At 38.9% G+C, this 19,670-nt stretch carries 17 protein-coding genes; 9 read left to right on the top strand and 8 right to left on the bottom strand.

The window, feature by feature from the left end; translation table 11 throughout:
• Window positions 1-13: 13 nt before the first annotated feature.
• The 3 genes from RQ359_RS06105 to RQ359_RS06095 are packed head-to-tail and all read left to right on the top strand — an operon-like array spanning window position 14 to window position 2,363.
• Window positions 14-616, top strand: coding sequence for an RAMP superfamily CRISPR-associated protein (locus tag RQ359_RS06105; protein ID WP_054839009.1), 603 nt, complete (start codon window positions 14-16; stop codon window positions 614-616).
• A 5-nt stretch (window positions 617-621) separates the two neighbouring features.
• Complete coding sequence (locus RQ359_RS06100; RefSeq protein ID WP_162308997.1) at window positions 622-1,527, top strand: hypothetical protein; 906 nt, start codon at window positions 622-624, stop codon at window positions 1,525-1,527.
• Window positions 1,524-2,363, top strand: a complete 840-nt coding sequence (locus RQ359_RS06095) for an RAMP superfamily CRISPR-associated protein (RefSeq protein WP_162308998.1) — start codon at window positions 1,524-1,526, stop codon at window positions 2,361-2,363. The genes RQ359_RS06100 and RQ359_RS06095 overlap by 4 nt, the downstream gene beginning before the upstream one ends.
• Window positions 2,364-2,488: 125 nt before the next feature.
• On the opposite strand, the gene RQ359_RS06090 is transcribed toward RQ359_RS06095, so the two are convergent.
• Window positions 2,489-3,022, bottom strand: a complete 534-nt coding sequence (locus RQ359_RS06090; protein ID WP_054839005.1) for a metallophosphoesterase family protein — start codon at window positions 3,020-3,022, stop codon at window positions 2,489-2,491.
• A gap of 334 nt (window positions 3,023-3,356) precedes the next feature.
• Here RQ359_RS06090 and RQ359_RS06085 point away from each other — a divergent pair, with 334 nt between their 5' ends.
• The 4 genes from RQ359_RS06085 (at window position 3,357) to RQ359_RS06070 (ending at window position 8,308) form a co-directional block, all read left to right on the top strand.
• Window positions 3,357-4,271, top strand: a complete 915-nt coding sequence (locus RQ359_RS06085) for an ABC transporter ATP-binding protein (protein WP_156017437.1) — start codon at window positions 3,357-3,359, stop codon at window positions 4,269-4,271.
• Window positions 4,252-5,703: an ABC transporter permease subunit gene (locus tag RQ359_RS06080; RefSeq protein WP_156017440.1), complete on the top strand. Its 1,452-nt coding sequence runs from the start codon at window positions 4,252-4,254 to the stop codon at window positions 5,701-5,703. The genes RQ359_RS06085 and RQ359_RS06080 overlap by 20 nt, the downstream gene beginning before the upstream one ends.
• Window positions 5,704-5,980: 277 nt before the next feature.
• Window positions 5,981-7,093 (top strand): putative phosphothreonine lyase domain-containing protein, encoded by a 1,113-nt coding sequence (locus RQ359_RS06075; protein WP_156017443.1) that lies wholly within the window; start codon window positions 5,981-5,983, stop codon window positions 7,091-7,093.
• Between the two features lie 492 nt (window positions 7,094-7,585).
• Entirely contained in the window at window positions 7,586-8,308 is a 723-nt protein-coding gene (locus RQ359_RS06070; protein WP_054838982.1) for a zinc-ribbon domain-containing protein, read from the top strand.
• Window positions 8,309-8,517: 209 nt separating this feature from the next.
• Here the strand turns inward: RQ359_RS06070 and RQ359_RS06065 are convergent, their stop codons facing one another.
• The gene (locus RQ359_RS06065) at window positions 8,518-9,228 is read right to left on the bottom strand and encodes an enoyl-CoA hydratase-related protein (RefSeq protein ID WP_156017448.1); all 711 of its coding nucleotides are present in this window, start codon (window positions 9,226-9,228) and stop codon (window positions 8,518-8,520) included.
• Window positions 9,229-9,517: 289 nt separating this feature from the next.
• Between RQ359_RS06065 and RQ359_RS06060 the strand changes: the two genes are divergently transcribed.
• On the top strand, window positions 9,518-10,957 hold the full coding sequence (locus RQ359_RS06060) for a hypothetical protein (protein WP_156017451.1): 1,440 nt from the start codon (window positions 9,518-9,520) through the stop codon (window positions 10,955-10,957).
• A 233-nt stretch (window positions 10,958-11,190) separates the two neighbouring features.
• Here the strand turns inward: RQ359_RS06060 and RQ359_RS06055 are convergent, their stop codons facing one another.
• From RQ359_RS06055 to RQ359_RS06045, 3 genes are all read right to left on the bottom strand, one after another.
• The gene (locus tag RQ359_RS06055) at window positions 11,191-12,024 is read right to left on the bottom strand and encodes a hypothetical protein (RefSeq protein WP_054838986.1); all 834 of its coding nucleotides are present in this window, start codon (window positions 12,022-12,024) and stop codon (window positions 11,191-11,193) included.
• 174 nt (window positions 12,025-12,198) lie between these two features.
• Entirely contained in the window at window positions 12,199-12,540 is a 342-nt protein-coding gene (locus tag RQ359_RS06050) for an STIV orfB116 family protein (protein WP_054838987.1), read from the bottom strand.
• 440 nt (window positions 12,541-12,980) lie between these two features.
• Entirely contained in the window at window positions 12,981-14,108 is a 1,128-nt protein-coding gene (locus RQ359_RS06045; RefSeq protein ID WP_054838988.1) for an MFS transporter, read from the bottom strand.
• 223 nt (window positions 14,109-14,331) lie between these two features.
• Here RQ359_RS06045 and RQ359_RS06040 point away from each other — a divergent pair, with 223 nt between their 5' ends.
• Complete coding sequence (locus RQ359_RS06040) at window positions 14,332-15,546, top strand: MFS transporter (RefSeq protein WP_338117035.1); 1,215 nt, start codon at window positions 14,332-14,334, stop codon at window positions 15,544-15,546.
• A 76-nt stretch (window positions 15,547-15,622) separates the two neighbouring features.
• Here RQ359_RS06040 and uvsE read toward each other — a convergent pair whose 3' ends face one another.
• The 3 genes from uvsE to RQ359_RS06025 all read right to left on the bottom strand — a co-directional run bounded on the left by uvsE (window position 15,623) and on the right by RQ359_RS06025 (window position 19,458).
• Window positions 15,623-16,429, bottom strand: a complete 807-nt coding sequence (gene uvsE / locus RQ359_RS06035) for a UV DNA damage repair endonuclease UvsE (RefSeq protein ID WP_338117000.1) — start codon at window positions 16,427-16,429, stop codon at window positions 15,623-15,625.
• A gap of 512 nt (window positions 16,430-16,941) precedes the next feature.
• Window positions 16,942-17,835 (bottom strand): hypothetical protein, encoded by an 894-nt coding sequence (locus RQ359_RS06030; protein ID WP_156017457.1) that lies wholly within the window; start codon window positions 17,833-17,835, stop codon window positions 16,942-16,944.
• 1,209 nt (window positions 17,836-19,044) lie between these two features.
• Window positions 19,045-19,458: a universal stress protein gene (locus RQ359_RS06025; protein WP_054838992.1), complete on the bottom strand. Its 414-nt coding sequence runs from the start codon at window positions 19,456-19,458 to the stop codon at window positions 19,045-19,047.
• Window positions 19,459-19,670 lie beyond the last annotated feature (212 nt).

Here is a 19,670-nt window from a genome sequence, read left to right as displayed (position 1 = left end):
CACGGGTAGATTCATGTTTTTAATTAAAGGAACAATTAAAACTGTTAGTTCGTTCACCATAGGTACTGATGGGTACTTTATCGACGTTCAGTTCAACGAGTTAGGACTAACTCCTTCCGCTCTGAAAGGAGCAATGAGAACTTCTATCTCTTGGGCTATCAGAAACGGAATGGTAAGGGGAACCTCTTGTGATGAGATAGAGCCTTCCAGAATAGCGAAAGTGCACCAAGGTAAGCCATGCGACGTATGCTCTCTATTTGGGTATCCCGATCACGAAGGTAAGCTCAGGGTATATTCAGGTCCAAATAAAGACGGAAAAATGAAGCCAAAGACACACGTGATTACTCATGTTAACATAAATGATGAAACTGGCACGGCAAAGAAGACAGCCCTTTTCAAGCAGGAAGTTGTACCGCCCGAAGAGGAGTTTCCCTTCACGGTTCAGGTGGTAGGCGGAGAAGAGGAGCTTTGCCTCGCTTTGGCTTCCCTTCATTATTTACGTTTCCTAAGGCTAGGTAGAGGAGGAATGGTTGACGTTAACGTGGACAAAGTGATTAAGGACGGGAAGGAGATTGATGCACAGAAGATTCCCTTAGAATTGAAGTGGGTTTGGTGATTCAAATGAAATATGCACTCCTTGAGATAAAACTTATGTCTCCTGCACTTCTACACACCAGAAACGTGAAGAGTTACTTCCTTTCTACGGAGGACTTTATCCCGTCCCAGACGTTAAGGGGAGCCGTGATTGACGCCCTCATTAAGGAGGGGTATGATGTCCATGAACTTGAGGAAATTTTCGTTTCTCCCGGCTATCCTAGTAATTCAGCTCCGGCTCATCCCTTCGTTTTCGCCAAGGGAAGGAAGTCAAATGAGTTTGTTGAGAGGAAAGACTCCCTTGTTATAGAAGGAGACGTTGAGGACATAATCAACAGGAAGAGGAGAGAAATCGAGGAAATTACGAAAGACACTGACTCATTGAAGTCTAAGACGGGTACTGTGGTTCGCCTTAATAATACTTTAGGAAATGGCTCATTCGAGTACAGCGAAGTAAAGATACCTTCCATTATTCAAGGCCATGTTGCAATTAATAAGGTTACAATGAACAAGGAGTCTGGGATGCTTTACCACTACGAGTATAAGATGCCCACCACTTTCTGGGCGCTGTCAAGCAACACATTACCAAAGGAAGAGATCAGGATCACGCTTGGTAGGTCCAAGAATAGAGGGTTTGGCGAAGCCCTATTGACTAGGAAGGGAGAACTGGAACTTGCAGACGCCAAGAACGGATGGGCTTACTGTCTCTCGCCTTGCTACACAGACGTGGAAACCGGAATCGGGAAGGTAACGAATTACACGGGTTGGTTCACTTCCGACGATCTGAGGGGAACGAAGCCTTTCATGAAGGTGGCTATGCAGGGGTCACTGCTAAAAATAAAGGGGGAGATGTATCCCCTCAAGACTGCTGGACTAAATTTCGCCTTCTCCCTCAGTTCCCTGGGAGAACTTTTATCCAAGGTGAGATTATGACCGACAAAGTGATACGTCTATTCAAGCTAAGCTTCAAAGGAGACTCCTTCAGAGTAGGAGGAGAAAGGGAGGGTTCCACTGTTTACCAGTTAAAGTACACCGTGAAAGGAAGGGAAATCCCGGTCATCCCAAGCTCTTCTTGGAAGGGAGTGTTCAAGAGGATAAGTGAGGGAATAGCAAAAGGTAAAGGAATTGGGACAGCATCTTCGCATAATAACGATGACCACCCTAAGGAGAAAAGAAACAACGAGGAGGCAAATAAGAGGGTTCAGAGCATTTTAGAACACGTTAAGAGTGAGGTAGGTAAAGGGACGAAAGTGAAGGGAACTCAACTGAAGGGGATTGACATAGATGACGAGGTTTGGACAATAGTCAGATCTAACGTTTCTGCAGACGATGTTACATGGGAAGACTTAGAGGAGATCACTACGAGGGCGGTTTACTACTACATGTGCCCAGTGGATAGACTTTACGGTTCCAAGCTTTTCGCGTCCTCCATATCTTTCTCCGATTCGCTAGTTGAAGGAAATACCTCTATCCAGCCCCATGTAGTGTTGGATAGAAATTTTGGCGCTCAAAAGGAGAAACGGCTATTCGAGGAAGAAGTGGTGGAGCCTTCCAACATTACCTTGAAGGTAGTGCTTAGACCAGAAGGCGACGTTCAACTATGGAGATATACCTTAAGGTATGTAGAGAAGATGGGAATAGCTGTGGGAGGCTCTAAGAGCAGGGGACTAGGTCATCTTACTCTAGACGTGGAAGAAAGCAAAGTAGGGGAGGTTGACGGGGTCAATGTAAAGTGGGACGGGTTGAAAGGGTTCTTGCGAGGTAAGTAAAATAGAAATAATTTAATAGTTATATTTCTTTTTTAATAATATATTATTTTTTCGTCTGAACATTTTTAAGTTCTAAAATACAAAAATTACGACTTCCAATTTGTTGGTATACTACCTCCTGGAGATTATATCCTTTTCATGTTCACTTTTCCTTTCCTAATCAGTAGATATCCTCTATCATTATACAAGTTACTCTTTAATGACATGGTTCCAGCGTTCACGCATTGGAGTGAGGGAAAGTAGCTCATAGCGTGGGAGTGTCCAAGCACTAGGAATCCGCTCATTTTAACTCTGAAACCTAAACAGAAGAGAAACGGAGGAATTTCTCTATTCACCTTCATCAGGATTTTAGCTAGCCATTTCTCGCCCTCCTCATTCATCAACTGATGACCGTGGAGCATGGTGAACTTCTTTCCTCCGTTAAACAGCGAAACCACGTCGTCATCTCCCTTAATTACGTCCTCATCACCGTTAACGTGAACTACATTACCTAAGGAAGACTTAAAGTCATGAAAGCCTTTAACCTCTTCCACTGCATCACCCAACAAAATCACCGTCTCTGGACTCTCTTCCTTTACGATTCTCCTCACCTCGTCCACATCGCAATAAGGGTAATGAAGGTCAGAGATCACCATAACGTTTTCGCTTCTGAGTTCCACGTTTGAAATTAATGGGATGAAATTTAACTTTTTTGTTTAAGGTAGATTCTTACAAAGGTACCACAAGAAAAAGTTTAACGATAAAAGCAGTTAAGCGCTGAATGCACTAACATTATAGAAAAACAAGGCCTAATGATGCATTATCGGTAAACGATATTTAGTGCAATAATAGAGAAGAATATTCTACAACTATAAAGAGATAACGTTCAGATCTCCACTCTTTTTCGAGGTTCATTTCTCTCATTTTTCTTCATTTATAATCATTCTCATTTTTTATCATATCTTATATGACTTTGCAAAAGAGATTTAACCATCCTTTTCATATTTGTAGCTAATGCTTGAGATTCAACACGTGACTAAAACTTTTGGTCGTTTCAAAGTCTTGGAAGATGAAACTTTTAGCGTGCCAGACGGGGAGATCACAGGCTTCGTCGGTCTGAACGGTGCAGGGAAGACGACAACCATGAGAATAGCATCAGGGGTCATCTTCCCTAATTCTGGAGACGTATTAGTTGATGGGTATAGCATAGTAAAGGATAAGAAGAAGGCTTCTGAAAGGCTGGCTTGGGTTCCAGAGCTTCCCATCTTCGAGTTGGACGTGAAAGCAATTGACTACTTCGTTTATATAGCCGGTTATTACGGATATTCCACTTCAGAAGCCAGAAAAATGGGTATGGAAATGCTAGAGAAGGTAGGTTTGAAGGGCTTCGAAAAAAGAAAGCTGGAGAACTATTCGCAGGGTATGAAGAGGAGGTTCGCCCTTGCAGTTTGCCTTATCTCTAACCCTAAGAATTACCTTTTTGACGAGGTACTCAACGGCCTTGATGCCCAAGGAATAATGTACTTTCGCAACTTGGCTGCTAGCCTCAAGAAGGAAGGGAAGGCAATCCTCTTCTCGTCTCATATACTTAGTGAAGTGGAGAGCTTGGCTGACAGGGTTGTTTTCATTCATAAGGGAAAAATAGTTAAAATTATGACTATTGATGAAATAAGGAAATTTGCAACTCCTTCCTTGGTCCTGAGAGTAGACAAGGTTGATAATAAGTTATTGGATAAGCTTTCAAAGTTCGGAGAACCCCTAGTTAACGGAAACCAAGTGATGGTAAGAGACTTTAAAGACGACCCTTCAAAAGTTAACTCTATACTTTCATCAGAGTACAAGATATATGAAATGAAGATGGAGTACTCCTCATTAGAGGAGGTCTTCTTCAAGATAATAGGTGTCAATAATGAGACCGTTCATATTTGACTTCAAGAGGAGCTTTCTCAGGATATCCACTCTGCTTTTCTTGATAGTCTTTGCCGTAGCTGGGATAGGGATAGCCTATACTATAGATCATGGTATCGGAAATCAGGTGGATATTAAGTATTCAGTAATAGGATATTCCGAGGTCAATGGAAATCATCTTAGAGTAACTGCAATGACTATTGGACCTAACGGAGATCCTGCCTCAGGGGTAAAAGTATCAGTTTTAAACAGCAATAATACTGAAATGGCTTCAGGAACTACTAATTCTTCTGGAGAGATTTCTTTTAACTTGCCTCTTCAACAAAAGATTATACCATTAGCGCTGATTGTCTATCAAGAAAACGGGTTAAATATTAGCGAATTCCTACATTTACAAAACGAAACATTCTATTACTCATCCCCGTATACAAATGAGCCCTTCTTCAGTCCTGGTGTAAATATTAACTCGTTTTCATCATTCCTTGTATCTAATTACTTTCCTAATGGGAGTGTAAAGCTTTACGTTTCGACCTTATTACCAGTTTCCTTGTACTACAACGTAACAGATAAGGTGAGCTTGTCAGCAACTCGAGGATTCGGTAATTTTTCCTTGAAAAACTCTCATTTCATTGCTAATCAAAGTCTAGGAATAAGAAGCTACATGATAAACGTGAGACATCACCCTTCAACTTTGCTCTTTTACTTCTTAGCTAAACCAATTAACTCTAGTCAATACACGAACTCTATAACGAACTATGAAGTAACTTCTGGGTCACCGATTTCAATAGACGAACTTACAGGCTTTGAGAGTTCCTTCTCCCTGTATGCTGAATTCTTCCCTATAATCTTCTTATACCTAGCTTATTCCCTTCTTGCCAAACCTAGGGGAACGGGGGCTTTAGAATTTCTGCTGTCAAAGCCCATCACCAGAGAGGAGATATTCATAAATAGGTTCCTGGGCGGAGCAATAACAGCTTTTGTCTCCTCCGGAGTCTTCATGATTATACTTTCTATTGCGTTGTTATCCATCACTGGAACCTTCGTAGGAATCTTACCAACTCTTTATATATTCATTGGACTCTCGCTGAGCCTTGTGGCGTTTTACTCATTAATGTTCTTAATAGGCGGGGCTGTAAAGAGCTCAGGTACATTTCTCGGTCTATCCATCTTTGCATATGTGTTCTTCCTATTTATCGAGCCGTCCTTGTTCTTTGTGCTGGATTTAAACGGGATTCATATACTTAAATATGAAGATTACTTCTCTTTCGCTGCACCGTTAGCTTTTATGGAAAACTTAGCCGGAAAGTCACTAAGTTCAATATTTACCAGTTTTTACTATAACGCTCCATTAGAAGTTATAGACGTCGCCTTATGGATATTTGTTCCTGTGATCATTGGCTACATTTTATTTACAAAGATATTAGAAAAAAGAAAACTTATAAAAAATAAATAGATAAATAATAACTTATTTCTTCTACTTTTTATTAAGATAAAAGGTTCTAATTATTTTTATATATAATAATCAAGTATATTTTATTATATTAAAGTTAATATAGGAGAATAATTAACTTAGGTAAAAGCCTAAGAAATAGCAATCAAGGTATAACCTTAAAGAATAGTGTGTAATAGAGACCTCCTTCTAAAGTGGGTTTTCATTTTTATCTTAGAATCTATTTTCATTTAGAGAACGAAATCCTAATTAATGTTAATGTAGCTTAAATTATCTTGATATGGAGGCTTATGAGGAGATATGTTCTAACCTGAAGAAACTTTGTCCCAGACTGGTTCCCTCTCCCCTTTGGGGTTACAGTTTGGCTTCGTTTTCTCGAGTTGATCCTGGACTAGGTGAAGTCTTCTGTGAAGGCTGCGAACAAACGTTAAAGGAACTTCATGACTTTTGGTTCTCACTTTCAAGAGAACGATGTGTCATATGTAACGGTGTAGGGAACGAAATTGACGAGGATTGGAATTATTTTGTTGAAGGCGGAAAAGGAAGGGCCTCGTTAACCTCAATAAGAACTCTCTGTCCTTCATGTCACTTGGCTAAACATCAGGGATATGCCAAGGTGATAGGTGAGAGTGAAAAAGCTATGAAACATCTGGCGAAAATAAACGGCGTGAAAGACGTTGGATTTCTTGTATCTAGAGCTTTCTCCATTCACTTTAACTTGAGTCAAGTGAAGGACTGGAAATTCTCTTTGGACGCATTGAGGGAGCCTCTAAGGAGTAAGGCGGAGAATATTCTTAATGCGGCATATTCCCGTGGGCTGAAACCTGATGGAGGATGGCTCTTCTACATCTCAAGGGAACCTTCTGGTTCTATTGAGGACAACTCGACTTTGCTAAGGAAGAAGACTGACGAGGAAATGTTATCTATAGCAAAGGAGGAGATGAAAGGCGAAGTAAATGTCATGGAAAAGGAGTTCATTTTGTTCGTAAAAGAGTTGAGGAAAAAGTTAGATGCTCCACTTTATGAAATTGAGGAAGATCTGATAGGCAAGTGGATGGTCTTCGTGAAAAGGGAAGTTTACGGCTCCTTCTTCTCAACGGTGATAAAACAACTAGAAAAAGAAAGGTTGGCCTATGAAGCTAAGGTTGACACGAGCTTGACGGGAGAGGAACTTCCTTTGATTGTTTACATAGAATCTTCTTTAGACTTCAAGAAGATCTTGAAGGTAAAGGATTTAATAGCCAAGGTGATGGAGGAGTTTCAAGTAAAGAAGGGTATTTATTTCAAGCCTGACTTGTTTACCTCTAAAGGGATTTATAGAGGAGGAAAAATGAAGCCTTACATTTACTATGTGTATCCGTACAAATTCACTTCTTACCGTTCTAGAGAATAACTTACACAAAACGGGTTGAACCCACGTTTTTCAAACACATTTTAGGGGTTCAAAAAGCTAATCTATAGAGAATAATTGAATAACCTGAATATTCATCATTTTTCCTAGATTATTCTAAAGTTAGCTCTTCATCTTAGTGCCTTAACTCTTCGGAAGAAAAGATCAGCAAAGAAGTCCTGATGGCCGACTTTAGTCTCCTTAACCCTAGTTAAGACAAGAATTCATCTTCCATCACCAGAGACCCCGTCCGTAAGGGCGGGGTAGTTTACTGTTCCGGAGGATCTTTAGCATTTCAAGGACTCATTTCCATAACATGTTTGCCAATAAATATTTTCTACGAAATCTTTTTCCAATAAATTAATGATATATTTTAGGATATGATTGCCTTTCATTTTGGCATTAGTTAAACCATCGTGGCAAATCTAGATAGGTGAAGCAAGAAAAAGTACTTTGACAAATTTTATTATTGTTATGTTACGTCTATTTATTAACATGACAAAGAAGTGTAATTCTTGTGGAGTAGAAAACCCGGATAACGCTGACTTCTGTTTAAACTGTGGGGCTCCTCTAAACCTTGAGCCAAATGGAAGCCCACCTGTTCCTGCTCCATCCAACGGATCAAAGTTCCCTAAGAAGGCTATAGTAGCCGTGGGAATAGTTGCAGTATTGGCAGTAGCAATTTTGGTAATAGTACTTCCATATCTTTCATCTCCAGGATACGTAACAGCTTCTGATATGTCCTCAGTATTCGGAGGTTCATGGAATGAAGTTCCCTCTATCAGTATAAAGGCAACGTTCTCAAACGATACAGCGGAGCTAAATTACTTTAATGGAACTGTCCAGAAGGTAAATCTAAACTCCAGCGATGATTATTTCATTTGTGATGGAGCTAAATACTTGTATCAAGATAATGTAGAGAAGTTGTATGAAATAAACATGAACAGCTCCTCTGGATATCACGTAATTGAGATTGTGAGGGTTGCCACAATTGGATCCCCTTACTATGATAAGCTAAAATCAAATGTTTCGATACTGTTCTCATCTTTCGGTCTTCAGAACGTTAGCCAGAACGGAGACGTGTACTACGCCTACGTATATACCTTTTACGGAAACGAGCTAATCTTCAACCTTAAGACTGGGTATATAGTGTTATTGCAAGGCTTACCATCAATAAACCAAACGACAGCTGCTAAACTTGCGTCGTATGTTAATTGAAAAATAAAAGAGGATGTAATAAATTTTTTTAAGGAAATCAAAGCGATGGAAGAAAGATTCTTTTTCCATAAAACTATGCCTTTTCATATTAACGTCGTTGAGAACATCCAACTTATTACTTCACAACGTTGAATGAAGGAATGTGATTATATTTAATTTAATTGTTTAGCTGAATCAGTACGCTCTCCTTTTCTTCTCCTCTTTACAGTTCACTTTCCCTTAAACTGGAGCCTTCTCTTTTCCTTAAATGCAGATACCCCTTCCCTGAAGTCCTCTGTATAAGCTAACTTTGATTGTTCCTCCAATTCCACCCTCAAGAAGTTCTCCAGACCCAATGAAACATTTATCATCTTTTTACCTGCCAAATAAGCCATCAGAGGTCCACGGGAAATTTCCTCGGCCAATCTCTCAGCTTCCTTCATGGGATCTTGAGATACTTCTAGTAGGTCCATTTTCTCTCCTTCCTCTGCGGTGAACTCGCCCCCTAAAACCGCCATTTTCATCCCCTTGTAACCTCTCAGGAAGAGGGCAACCCCTGTATCTGGAGCCAATCCTATTCCCTGAAATCCGGTAACGAATCTTGTTCCTGGTGAGGCTATTCTCACGTCGGAAGCTAGAAACATACCTAAACATGCACCGGCTACTATCTTATCTGCAACTGAGATAACTATTCTATCGGATCTAATCTCCCTTAATAAGGGATGGAAAGACTCTTCCAGCTCTTTCCTAATATCTGATAGAGATGTCACGTCAGCTCCAACACAATATGCACTCTCGCCGGTAAGGACTGTAACCGGCTTTGCAGACCTTAAAGCCGACAACAATTCATCTCTCATTTCCCTGCTTAATGCATTGAGTTTTGGTCCCCTCATAACAATTAAGGACCATTTTCCTTTGTCTTCCAGCTTTACAAGAGACATAACGAAATCCTAAATTCATAGCTTAAATATGATCAGGGTTCATGTAAGATGAAGATTCTAAATGTAATTCAACCACAACTTGAAGAAAAAAGTAGAGCAAATGTAAGTAAAGGGAGGGGGTGGAGGAAAAACCTCTCTCATAACCTTATTCTCTTGTTATATTCACTCTCTTTAAAACGTGAGAGAAACTAACCTTAGGTATTTGTCTCTTTTAAGTGAAGTTATCTAATAATTTTAAGAGCTAAAGGTAAAGTTTTAGCTTTAATAGAGCATCGCCTATACATCTTTTATGGAGACCGAAAGCCGAAATTGCGTGATAATCCCAGTGAATAGGTCTGACGTATCCTTCAACAGTTCATTCTCTTCCATAGTGAGGTCGTTTGAGAACTTTGATCCTAAGATATTATTTATATTATATGCAAATTTTAACAAAAACTTAATAAATAGATTAAATCCTCTGTTTGAACAGCTGGAAATGAACGGAATTAAAGTAGAGAAGAAGAACTTAAACGAGATGTTTTCTGCCATGAAAAGCACTGAGGAAATAGCCGATGGTATTGAGAACTTACTTCAGGATTGCGAGAAGGTTTACCTTGTACCTACGTCTGGAGCTAGCATCGTTTCCAGTGCCTTGGGTTTGCTTTACCAGAAGAACAGGGACAAGAACTATTTTCTTGTAAATTACTTGTTCTCCTTCGGTCCTTGGATCTCCTTTTATTATCCGTTTACGCCTAGGGGGACGGAAATGGTTATTGTAGATCCTCCAGTAAGTATTACCCAGTCTCAAGGTCCTATTATCCCCATAGAGCAACAGATCCAAAGGCTGAAAAAACTTGACAATTACTTTCAAGGACGAATCGGAGAAACGTCTAAGAAGAACACCTTCTTAGGAAACATGTTCAAGCTAGTTTATGAAATGAATACAAGAAAGGAAGGCGTAAACGCGTTGAAGATAACGTTACCTCCCATAAAATCTCCTGCGTCGTCTACGCAGAAGGGAAACAAGGAGGAAAAAACCAAGAAACCCCCTTCCTCAGGATCATCACTTACCCTAAAGGTTAACGATATGGAAAAAATAAAGGAGAAGCTGCAGAGCGTCCTAGGGGATCACCTAAGAGACCTCAAAGTTGAGCCATCATATGTTGCAGAGATAATAGAGAATATCTCAGGAATCCACAGGATTATGGTATACGACGAAGGAGACAAGAATGAAAGTTCTAAGAGAGATTTGAGCGAAGTAGTTAACGATTTTGACTTCGTGGTAATTGATACCAACCTTATATACTACGGAATTCACTCTTACGAAATCAGAGGGTTATCAATACCTTATTGTGTTAATTTCGAGATGGAAACAAAACTTTACGAGGAGAAGAGGATATCCTCGTTTTACGAAACGCTGTACTCAATTTACGATGCCATATTATTAAGAGCTAGGGTGCTTCCCTCCGAGATGACTTATTGCGATCCGTCCGTACCGAAAATGGATCCGGATCTGTTAAAGGATGGACTAATTCTCACTGGAGATAGGAGAGCTTTCAAGGTGTGGAGCAATTCCTCGTTAAGTAGGTATGCAACGGTCAAGTTTGTTAAGTTGGACAATAAGATAAGGGAAAGGGAGCATGAAAGGATGTACTCCCTTTTGAGTGTTGCCTCATTGCTAATGGGGTTAAAAGATGATATTGAAATAAAAGATGATATTGAAATAAATATTGAGCTGATCAAAGTCTAATGAAGAAATTGTGTCTGAGAAGAAGAAAAGTAAAAGACAGTATCGTTTGGTTTTAAGGAAACGTGACAGAAATATGGTCACATCCAATTAATCCTATCTGATTGAAACGTTTACAAAGATGGGGGATAAAGTAGCGGAAAGACTCTTCCTTAAGGGCATTAAAGAAATCAGAAGCCGTTTCTACAGTCCACTTCTTATTGATCCTGATATTATTCCACGTTCTTCTAAACAAGTCAGGAAGGAGGTCTCCACATGAGATAATAAATTCCGATACTGGGATTCCACACCTCTAAGGAGAGTCTATTGTTAACATAACGGAGATCATGCACCTCCTTAATCTTCTCCAGTTCACTGAATCCTCTTTCCATGCTCAGTCCTCCCTTCATTCCTTCAATGGTGGCAGGTTTCCATGGAAGATCAGCGATAATCCTTATGTGATGTGTTGGCTGCGCCACCACTAATCCCTCCATGGTATAGTCTAGATGATATCGCTCATGTAGTTCTTTCATGGTGAGGGCATATATACCTTCGTCCCAAGTGTAGAAGCTGTACTTTACAAACTCCCCCACAATAAGAGGAGGGTCGAAGACGGTTCGTAGCTTTATTAGGGTAGGACTCTCAATATCCATCTCCCATTTTGCTGATCCGTTTTTCCTGTTTTCTATCACGTTCCTCCTTATGATCTTGTTCTCCCTTACTACTTTGGCGAACCTTTCCACGTCGAACCGGTTGGACTCGTGAACCTTTTCCCTAATTCCGTCCTTTAAGGGTGTGAACTCTGCTGTGAGCCTCATTGCTCTATCTCCTCGAGGGGAGAATTGGCACTTCTTTTCTAAGGAGGTAAATAACAAGTTATAATCTGAAGCTTTACCATTTCTTATAATTCGATCATCTTGAATTTCTATTAAACCGATGGAAGTCATCATTTCTAACGTGGACAAAAGCTTAAGCCTGCTTATCTTGAAAGAGCGTAAGAGTTCGCTTATAGTTAAGGTTTCTCCTTGGTTTATCACTCTCCTTATTAGAGTAGCAACGACCTTCTTCGATGCCAAGGAAAGGGTTTCCATCGGTAGTAATTTTTAAAGAGATCTTTAAAACTGCTGTACAATTGCAGAAGTTCTTGAGTTAGGAGATCGCGATCTAAAAGGAGAAAATTATAGTAAGATCTCACACGCTAGATGAAGTTGACGAATAAGAAAATCCTCTTCTATGAAAAGAAAGCTAGATAGGGCTTTGAATGGTTATTTACAAGGGTTTCTCACTATCCAAAAGAGTTGATAGCCTATCCTTTCAAGTTCTTGGACGGTTGTTAACACTTCACCCTCCTTTAGCCTCTTCCTCAGGGTAAATGCTATTGCCTGATCTCCTTCCTCAAAGAAGACCTCCAATCTATTTGTCTTCACATCGTAACCTAGAAGATTGCTCATCAGTTTAGCAGTTACATCGTGACCTACTGCGCTAATTACGTTGTTGTTTTCCTTGATGATATCAGATGCTTTTTTCGCATCAACTCTTGTAACCTTGAAACAAGCTTCGTCGTCCTGAAATGGGATTATGAGCGTGTTTAAGAGGAATAGCCTCATGGTTTCAAATGAGGTATGTACACATTTATAAGAGTTTAAGAGAACTGAAAAGATAGGAAAGATGATATTATATATATATATTATTATGTTCACTCCTATCTCTACACATTAATATCATAGAACATCAATAGAAAAATAAACAAACAAAAAAAGATAGTATCTCGTGAGACTCATATATTCTAATTCTCATCTCAAAAATGGGAAGTAAGTCTTAAATTTGTAATATTTCACTATAAAAATATTATGCCTTCTTGATTCATTATCATGATTTCTTCAAGATACATTTCATGTTAACAATAATGATGAAGATCATGTAGATATTTGTGGAAACCGTAATGAAAGATCTCTTCTTAATGTGTTGACTTTGTGAACTTTACGTTTACTTTTACGATTTTCTTCTCATTTGTGGAGCCTCCTTATCTACAGAATAAAAGGAGAGATCAGCTTAGCGTACCTTTCCCATCTAAATTTTCGTCACTTTTAATCGTAGAGACTAGAATGAGAGACGTTAAAGGACCCAAGGATAAGCTCGCAATTGCAAAGGTTGGATCTCCAAGTGATATGAGAAGACCTACTATGAGAGGAGCTGTCATTGATCCTACCTGAGAAACAGCGTTCGCTAAACCCATGGACGTTCCAGCGTTCTCCTTGTTCATCTTCACTATCACCGAGTCCGTCGGAGGTCTGTAAAGGAACGATGATATCCCGAGCAATAAGCTTAAGCCGTATAAAAATGAAAAGTACCTTAGGAAAGATACCAAGATCACTGACAAAATGAAAACTATTAATGATGTTCTAACTAAGGTAAGGTCCCTTACTCTGGTTGATATCTTGTTATTGATTATTATTGATAAAACTTGACCAACGGCGTAAAGCACGAACAGAACCTCCGACTCATTCTTGGGAATACCATCATACAACACCAGGAAAGGAAACAGCCATGATGATGCACCCCAAGTCCCCCAAAGCTCCCCTCCCCTGATTAAGGAAACTTTTGCCATATCTCTATTGAAGACCCTTCTCACGTTCTTTCCCTTCCTAGCGTTCACCCTCACCAAATGTGAGGACAGTCCTGTTATAATTAAAGCAATGAACAAGACCACGTAGAACTCTCTCCAGTAATTTATGATGATGCCTGAAGCCAACGCGATCACGAGTAGAACTATCGGAGCTGCGCTTTCCAACAAGGCTAAGTAAGGAGTTAGCGGTCTTTCAAGGGATGAAACAATCTTTACAGATGACGGAAAGAGTCCCGCAGTGAGAACTCCCTCAGCCAAATAAATTGCATAAAGTTGAAATATGTTGTTAATAAGTAAAATAGGAAGCAAGAGAACTCCAGATGTAATTGCAGACAACGTGATTACCTTGTTTGGTCCAACCTTGTCAATAAGTGTGCCCCATGGAATTGAGCTTGCCACATATCCAGCATAGAACAAGAAGAGAACCGTTCCTATTTCTACGGAGTTTAAATGTAGAGTATATGCGAATGTGACAGCTATAACTCCCCAGCTGAGTCTTAAGGCTAACTGTAAGAATGTGGCAGTCCAGCTCAGCCCCAGGTACTTCATGGAATCTCTTTTCTCCTTCTTACTAATAAAGTGAGGAGTTCTCTTGTTCGAATTTCCAATTAGATTCCTACTTTTAAAACGAAGTTCAAACTGAATTGACCATTGATTCGAAGAAAAGTTTAAATATTGAATATATCTATAGTTTTCTTTGTCTCATATGAGAAGAAATTTATATAAAATTCTGGAAAACGCGAAGTGGTCTTCTGTACATAACTGATCCTTCATAGCGTTCTCTCTGGGAATGACTTTAGAGGCTTATATTTTTGGAATGTCCTCCATAGCAACTAACTGGGTCCCAATGCCTAAGTTTCTTGAAAGCCTGCTCCTAGCCTGGGCACCACTATGGTTGATAATAGGAATTGCATTCACCGGTCCCCTCTCCGACAAGTTAGGTAGAAAGAGGATGTTCTACCTCACAATGTCCCTTTACGCTCTAGGGGCAGTGGGAATAACCTTCGCTTACGAGTATTATCTGATACTTCTCTTCTTAGCAATGCTATTGTTCGCGGCGGGTGGAGAGATGAACACTATAATGGTTATGAACCATGAGATAATGCCAAATAGGCACAGAAGCAAAACCATGTTCTTCGAGATCAATTTCATTAACTTTGGAGGTCTTCTCCTTGCAGCTGTGGCTTTGAGCAGCGCTTATGCTAGCGTGTCCTTTCAGAGGTTGATGATAGGGGCTACGGCAATTGTCATACTACTGGTGCTAGCTTACGCTAGATTAAAGATACCAGAGTCAATCAGATGGTTAGAGGAAAAGGGAGATATTGAAGGGGCTGAAAGAGAAGTGAAGAAATACTTCAAGGAGGGAGAAGAAGTCAAAGTTGAGGAAATTAAAAAGGATAAGAAACTACCCTCTATCCCGCTGAGACTCGCCGTTTCCACAATAATGGCAGGAGCTAACACAATAGGCTTCGGTTTAATGACGTATGTTGCAGGGCCTTACTTTTTCCCTCAATTGACTGCTACTATTATACTTGTTGCAAGCATAGCTGAGTTCGCGGCTGGACTTGGAATTTCTCCCTTCGCAGATAGAATATCCAGGAAGTTAATTCTCCTTATATCCTTTGTTGGAACAGCCTCCTCTACTGCGGCTATATATTTGACAATCCCTCTATGGTCTTCAAACTTAATTCTATTCTGGTTCCTCCTGGTGGTACTTAACGTATTCACCAGCATAGGTTACCTCACCGAGGATACTCTAAAAGGAGAACTGTGGCCCACTACTAAGAGGGGAACTTATACCGCTATAGTGAGGTTTGTTTCCATAGGAGCTTATATACCAGTGATCTTCCTAACTGCAGGACTTTCTATTTATCAGTATATGCTGTTTAACTTTAGCGTGTGGTTCATAGGACTGATTGCAGCAATATTGTGGTTCACTAAGGGGATTGAAACTGGAAAGGGAAGAAGCTTAAGCGAAATCTCTTAATGAATACAAAAATAATAAATATGCATATAAAAAAGAGACAATTTTTTTCCTTATATCTCTAAAAATAATTTTTTAATTAGTCTAACTTACCTATTTCTTTTAATATTTCTACAGCTCGTAATGCGCTCTTCTCCTTATCCTTTATTTCCAACATCACATCAACGTTGTCTACCCTTTTTACATAATCTAAAAAGTGAGAAATAGACAAAGTAGATGCGTGGACGCCCGGTCTCTCCCCCTTTTCTTGGGAACTGTAATCCGTCATTGGCCTATTTCCTTTCCAAGTATTCCTCACCATTCTTAACGCATCTTCGAGTGATTCTCCGTTATTATTCAAATCGTGATGAAGGTTATCAAACACCACTGGAGTTCGCAATACGTCCCATAAATCCAGACAGTCATTCACCGTATATACTCTATCGTCGTTCTCTATAGCCAATCGTTTCATCACGTTTTCAGGTAAAAGATAGAAGTTCTCTTGAAACCTTCGTAGCCCCTCCTTTTTGCCTCCCTGAGAACTTCCCACATGTATTTGAATGTATCCATCAACGCCCATAGAGTCCAACAAATCTGCGTGATACTTAAGCTCCGCTACAGAGCTCTCCACAACCTCCCTTCTATTGGAGTTCAATACTACGTATTGACCCGGATGCATTGAAATTCTAATCCTTCCCATAATTACGTCTCCCACGCTTCTCAGTTGATCTCCAAGTTCATCTCTCCAATTTAGGGACATTTTAGGATGAGAGGCGAAAGGAATCGTGTTGGAGCTTATCCTAAAGAAGAGAATATCATGATCCATGTTCCAGATAAGTGTACGTTTTAAACAATTGAGGTTTCTCTCAGATACCTCTCTCACCTTTTCTAAGTGATCAAGCCTCACGGTGGAGTCAGCTTTGCATAGGGAACGGTTAGTTGAAACGTAACCTATCTTCACGACTAGAATTAGAGTGGAGAAATTAAGTTGATGTGTAAAGATTGTGTGAACGGCAAAGCTATTTATATATAAATTTAGTAAAATTTTTATAAATAATGAATTTCTTTCTGAAATGAAGTGTTCTTCTTCATATTAAAAATGTCGTAATGGCTTCTACATTAGACCTTCTAAATATCGTAAGTAAACTACCCCGCCCTTACGGACAGGGTCTCTGATGATGGAAGATGAAAAGGTTATCTCAAGTACATATTAACACGTATTGTCTCAATCTTTATATTCTCAACGATCTTCCTCTATTGCAGCAATATTTATACCATGATAATGGATTGTTGTTTGTATACATGCTCTCTTTCCAAGCAATCAAGGTCTACAAGAAAATTCATAGTGAAGACGTAAATTAATTTATATTATTATAATATATTTTCTTTTTTCTTATCTTCTCATGTCTATCCAAGTTACTACCCTTTTACGTTCTTAGGTCCGAGGCGACTTCCTATAGTCAGCAGGAAAGTCATCAAGGCCATCAGCCAAGGTATACCAGAAGGTAAAAGAAAGAGGAATCTCAAGAGAAAGGATAAGGCGGAAAGCAAAGACATTAAGAAAACTCTGTCATATTTTTCTCTAGCTAAGGAAAAAGTAATGCATGAAAAGAATAGAGGGGACATTACCCCCAAAGTGAAGGCATGAATCTCATGATGAAAGGAAAACAAAGGAATGAGGCCCACGGAAAAGAGGGTAGTTAACGCTGACAAGTTAAACTTTACCTTAGAGTTAATCAAAGCTAGGGAGTAAAGAACTCCAACTATCATAAAGAGATATGGGAAGAACGCTACCATGAGCACCAACGCCATGATAGGTATTTGTTTAATACCCATTATCACTCTAGTTCCCATAGTTGCTCTGAAAACGCCGATATTGATCCCCAGTACGTACATAAGCAGCGGGACAATTAAGACGTTAAAATCAGGATACGTTGTCCAAGCTATGATTGACAGAGGAGGAGAGGATAGAACCATGAGGTTAACTGGAAATCTACTTCCGTAACCTATTACATCCTTCAACGCTACGATTTCCTCTATGGATAGAAAAAATGACGCAACAACCTGGGAATAATGAATAGGAATCGCAGTGAATACAAGAACTGCAACTTGTAGGGGAAAGTACTTCTTAGCGGGGAAGAAGAGTCTTTGCATCATGCCGAAGAATAGGGAATATGCGCCTATCATCATAAAGTAAGGGTGTTGATCATAGACTTGATGAGTGAATAGAGAGATAACTCCAAAAACCCAGTAGAAAATGGAAAGGTAAATGAATGGAACGTTGACACCCCAGGGTTCTACTTTCTTGTACATCGCTGCAGAAGATAAAATGGTGAAGTAGTTTATTAAAACATGTGATATATTTTATTTTATAAATATATGTTATATTTTTCCTGTTTATCTTCTTTTAATTTCTCCTATTACAATAACCATTCCTCTAGCTTTTTCCTTTTATTAGTTTTTAATTATGTAAGATCCTCCATTTATGAGCATTTATAGTTATATACTTAATCTACTAACGCATGAAAAAAAATTCACGTCATATGAACCTCAAATTAATTTTTATTTAAGATCTATAAGAACCAGAAACACAAAAAACTCTATGAAAACATAAATATTTTTATTAGTATAAAGATTTACGAATTTTACATTCTTTTAAATACAATATATTTTTCACCCTTTTATATCACCTCTTGACGGAGTGGATGCTATACCAAGAAAATAACCTAACTTATATTACCTCCACCTCATCAGGTACATGGCTCACCACCTCTACCATTGGTGAAGGGCAACCCTTCGATTTGACTTTTAACTATTGGTTTACAACTTTTCATTCTCATTCCATACTCTCATTCATAATTTAATTCTCTTTCTCATGTAATCTCTGAAAGCTGTTTATTTTACGCACGTTAATTCAGCTAAGTAATCTATAATTATTAAATTCTTTACGCTTATACTTTAGTTAATGTTTAGCTTTTCTCCTTTTTAACAAGTAAAAGTAGATCATAGTTAATTTTATATAGAAAATGACATAGAAAAAAGAAATTATATGGTTAATCTTAATCCAATATACTTCTTTGTTGTTTCGTAAAACTAGTATAAGATGAGCTCAGTGTAGTATAGAGCTCTGCGCGATAGAACTTAATAAAGCGTTGCAGATATTTAATAGAGCATCTGGACTTCGTGAGTCTAGGTCAGCGTATACATGTTTGCTTAAATTGTAGGTAGAGATCACTTTAATAAAAATTGTTGAGTGAGCGTTAACAAGATACATCAAATCTAAAGACTATGTATTACGTCTCATCTCCAATAATTCCGTCTGATATATCATGAACGTTAAGTTGAATTAGTATAGAAACCATGCTAATGTAGAGCTTTTCCTCAGTCGTGGTCAAGATAATGATTGAAGCAGTAAGTCATATCTTTTAGAGTAGGATAGCTAGCACGAATCGGTCTTTTACATATCCCTCAAGGAGGGTTTGAAAATCAGGTAACCCTTTCCGCAAAAAGATACAAATTGAACTACTCTTTTACAACTAAAACGAGCCTCCTAGAACTTTCAACCACCTTTGATGATACACTATAAGACACCAACTTTCTAAACCCTCTTAACCCTCTGTTTCCTACAACTACTAGATCGAAGTTCTCCCTTTCAGCCACATCGGAAATCACTGCGGCTGGATCTCCTCTCACTGGTTCGTACTCAACTTCAACTCCTTTATCCCGGGAAATCTCCCTTATCATCTCCTTATGTTTAATAACTCTTTCCTTGTCCCTTATCTCTTCCTCCAGATATAGCTCTACAGGGTAACTCCTTGGCAATGCCTCAACTACTTTCACTCTAGCCCCATGTAGCTTAGCTAGCGTAATCGCAGTCTCTAATGCCTTAATTGAATGCCTAGAACCATCAAATCCAACTAAAATCTTCCTGAACATTTTCCCACTTCATATCTCATCTCCCTATAATTTAAATATTTCTATCTTATCGATTTTTAGGATCTTTAAGTAACTTATATGAATAATTTTTAAAATGTATGTAGAGTTATTTCATAAATCTTAATAAATTAATAAGCAATTGCCTTGTTATTATAAAATATTTACTAAATTATACAAATGATTTTAAATAGTTTAAAAGACATGTAGATAGA

The organism is Sulfuracidifex metallicus DSM 6482 = JCM 9184, assembly GCA_032834875.1.
Lineage (GTDB): Archaea > Thermoproteota > Thermoprotei_A > Sulfolobales > Sulfolobaceae > Sulfuracidifex > Sulfuracidifex metallicus.
Note: the sequence above shows the minus strand (reverse complement) of the source record. Positions and strands in the feature narration are given on the sequence as shown.

Bases quoted from the DNA above. Each gene is read 5' to 3' on its own strand.
- RQ359_RS06105 (WP_054839009.1), top strand. From the start codon at position 14: ATGTTTTTAATTAAAGGAACAATTAAAACTGTTAGTTCGTTCACCATA.
- RQ359_RS06100 (WP_162308997.1), top strand. From the start codon at position 622: ATGAAATATGCACTCCTTGAGATAAAACTTATGTCTCCTGCACTTCTA.
- RQ359_RS06095 (WP_162308998.1), top strand. From the start codon at position 1,524: ATGACCGACAAAGTGATACGTCTATTCAAGCTAAGCTTCAAAGGAGAC.
- RQ359_RS06085 (WP_156017437.1), top strand. From the start codon at position 3,357: ATGCTTGAGATTCAACACGTGACTAAAACTTTTGGTCGTTTCAAAGTC.
- RQ359_RS06080 (WP_156017440.1), top strand. From the start codon at position 4,252: ATGAGACCGTTCATATTTGACTTCAAGAGGAGCTTTCTCAGGATATCC.
- RQ359_RS06075 (WP_156017443.1), top strand. From the start codon at position 5,981: ATGGAGGCTTATGAGGAGATATGTTCTAACCTGAAGAAACTTTGTCCC.
- RQ359_RS06070 (WP_054838982.1), top strand. From the start codon at position 7,586: ATGACAAAGAAGTGTAATTCTTGTGGAGTAGAAAACCCGGATAACGCT.
- RQ359_RS06065 (WP_156017448.1), bottom strand. From the start codon at position 9,228: ATGTCTCTTGTAAAGCTGGAAGACAAAGGAAAATGGTCCTTAATTGTT.
- RQ359_RS06060 (WP_156017451.1), top strand. From the start codon at position 9,518: ATGGAGACCGAAAGCCGAAATTGCGTGATAATCCCAGTGAATAGGTCT.
- RQ359_RS06055 (WP_054838986.1), bottom strand. From the start codon at position 12,024: ATGGAAACCCTTTCCTTGGCATCGAAGAAGGTCGTTGCTACTCTAATA.
- RQ359_RS06050 (WP_054838987.1), bottom strand. From the start codon at position 12,540: ATGAGGCTATTCCTCTTAAACACGCTCATAATCCCATTTCAGGACGAC.
- RQ359_RS06045 (WP_054838988.1), bottom strand. From the start codon at position 14,108: ATGAAGTACCTGGGGCTGAGCTGGACTGCCACATTCTTACAGTTAGCC.
- RQ359_RS06030 (WP_156017457.1), bottom strand. From the start codon at position 17,835: ATGTACAAGAAAGTAGAACCCTGGGGTGTCAACGTTCCATTCATTTAC.
- RQ359_RS06025 (WP_054838992.1), bottom strand. From the start codon at position 19,458: ATGTTCAGGAAGATTTTAGTTGGATTTGATGGTTCTAGGCATTCAATT.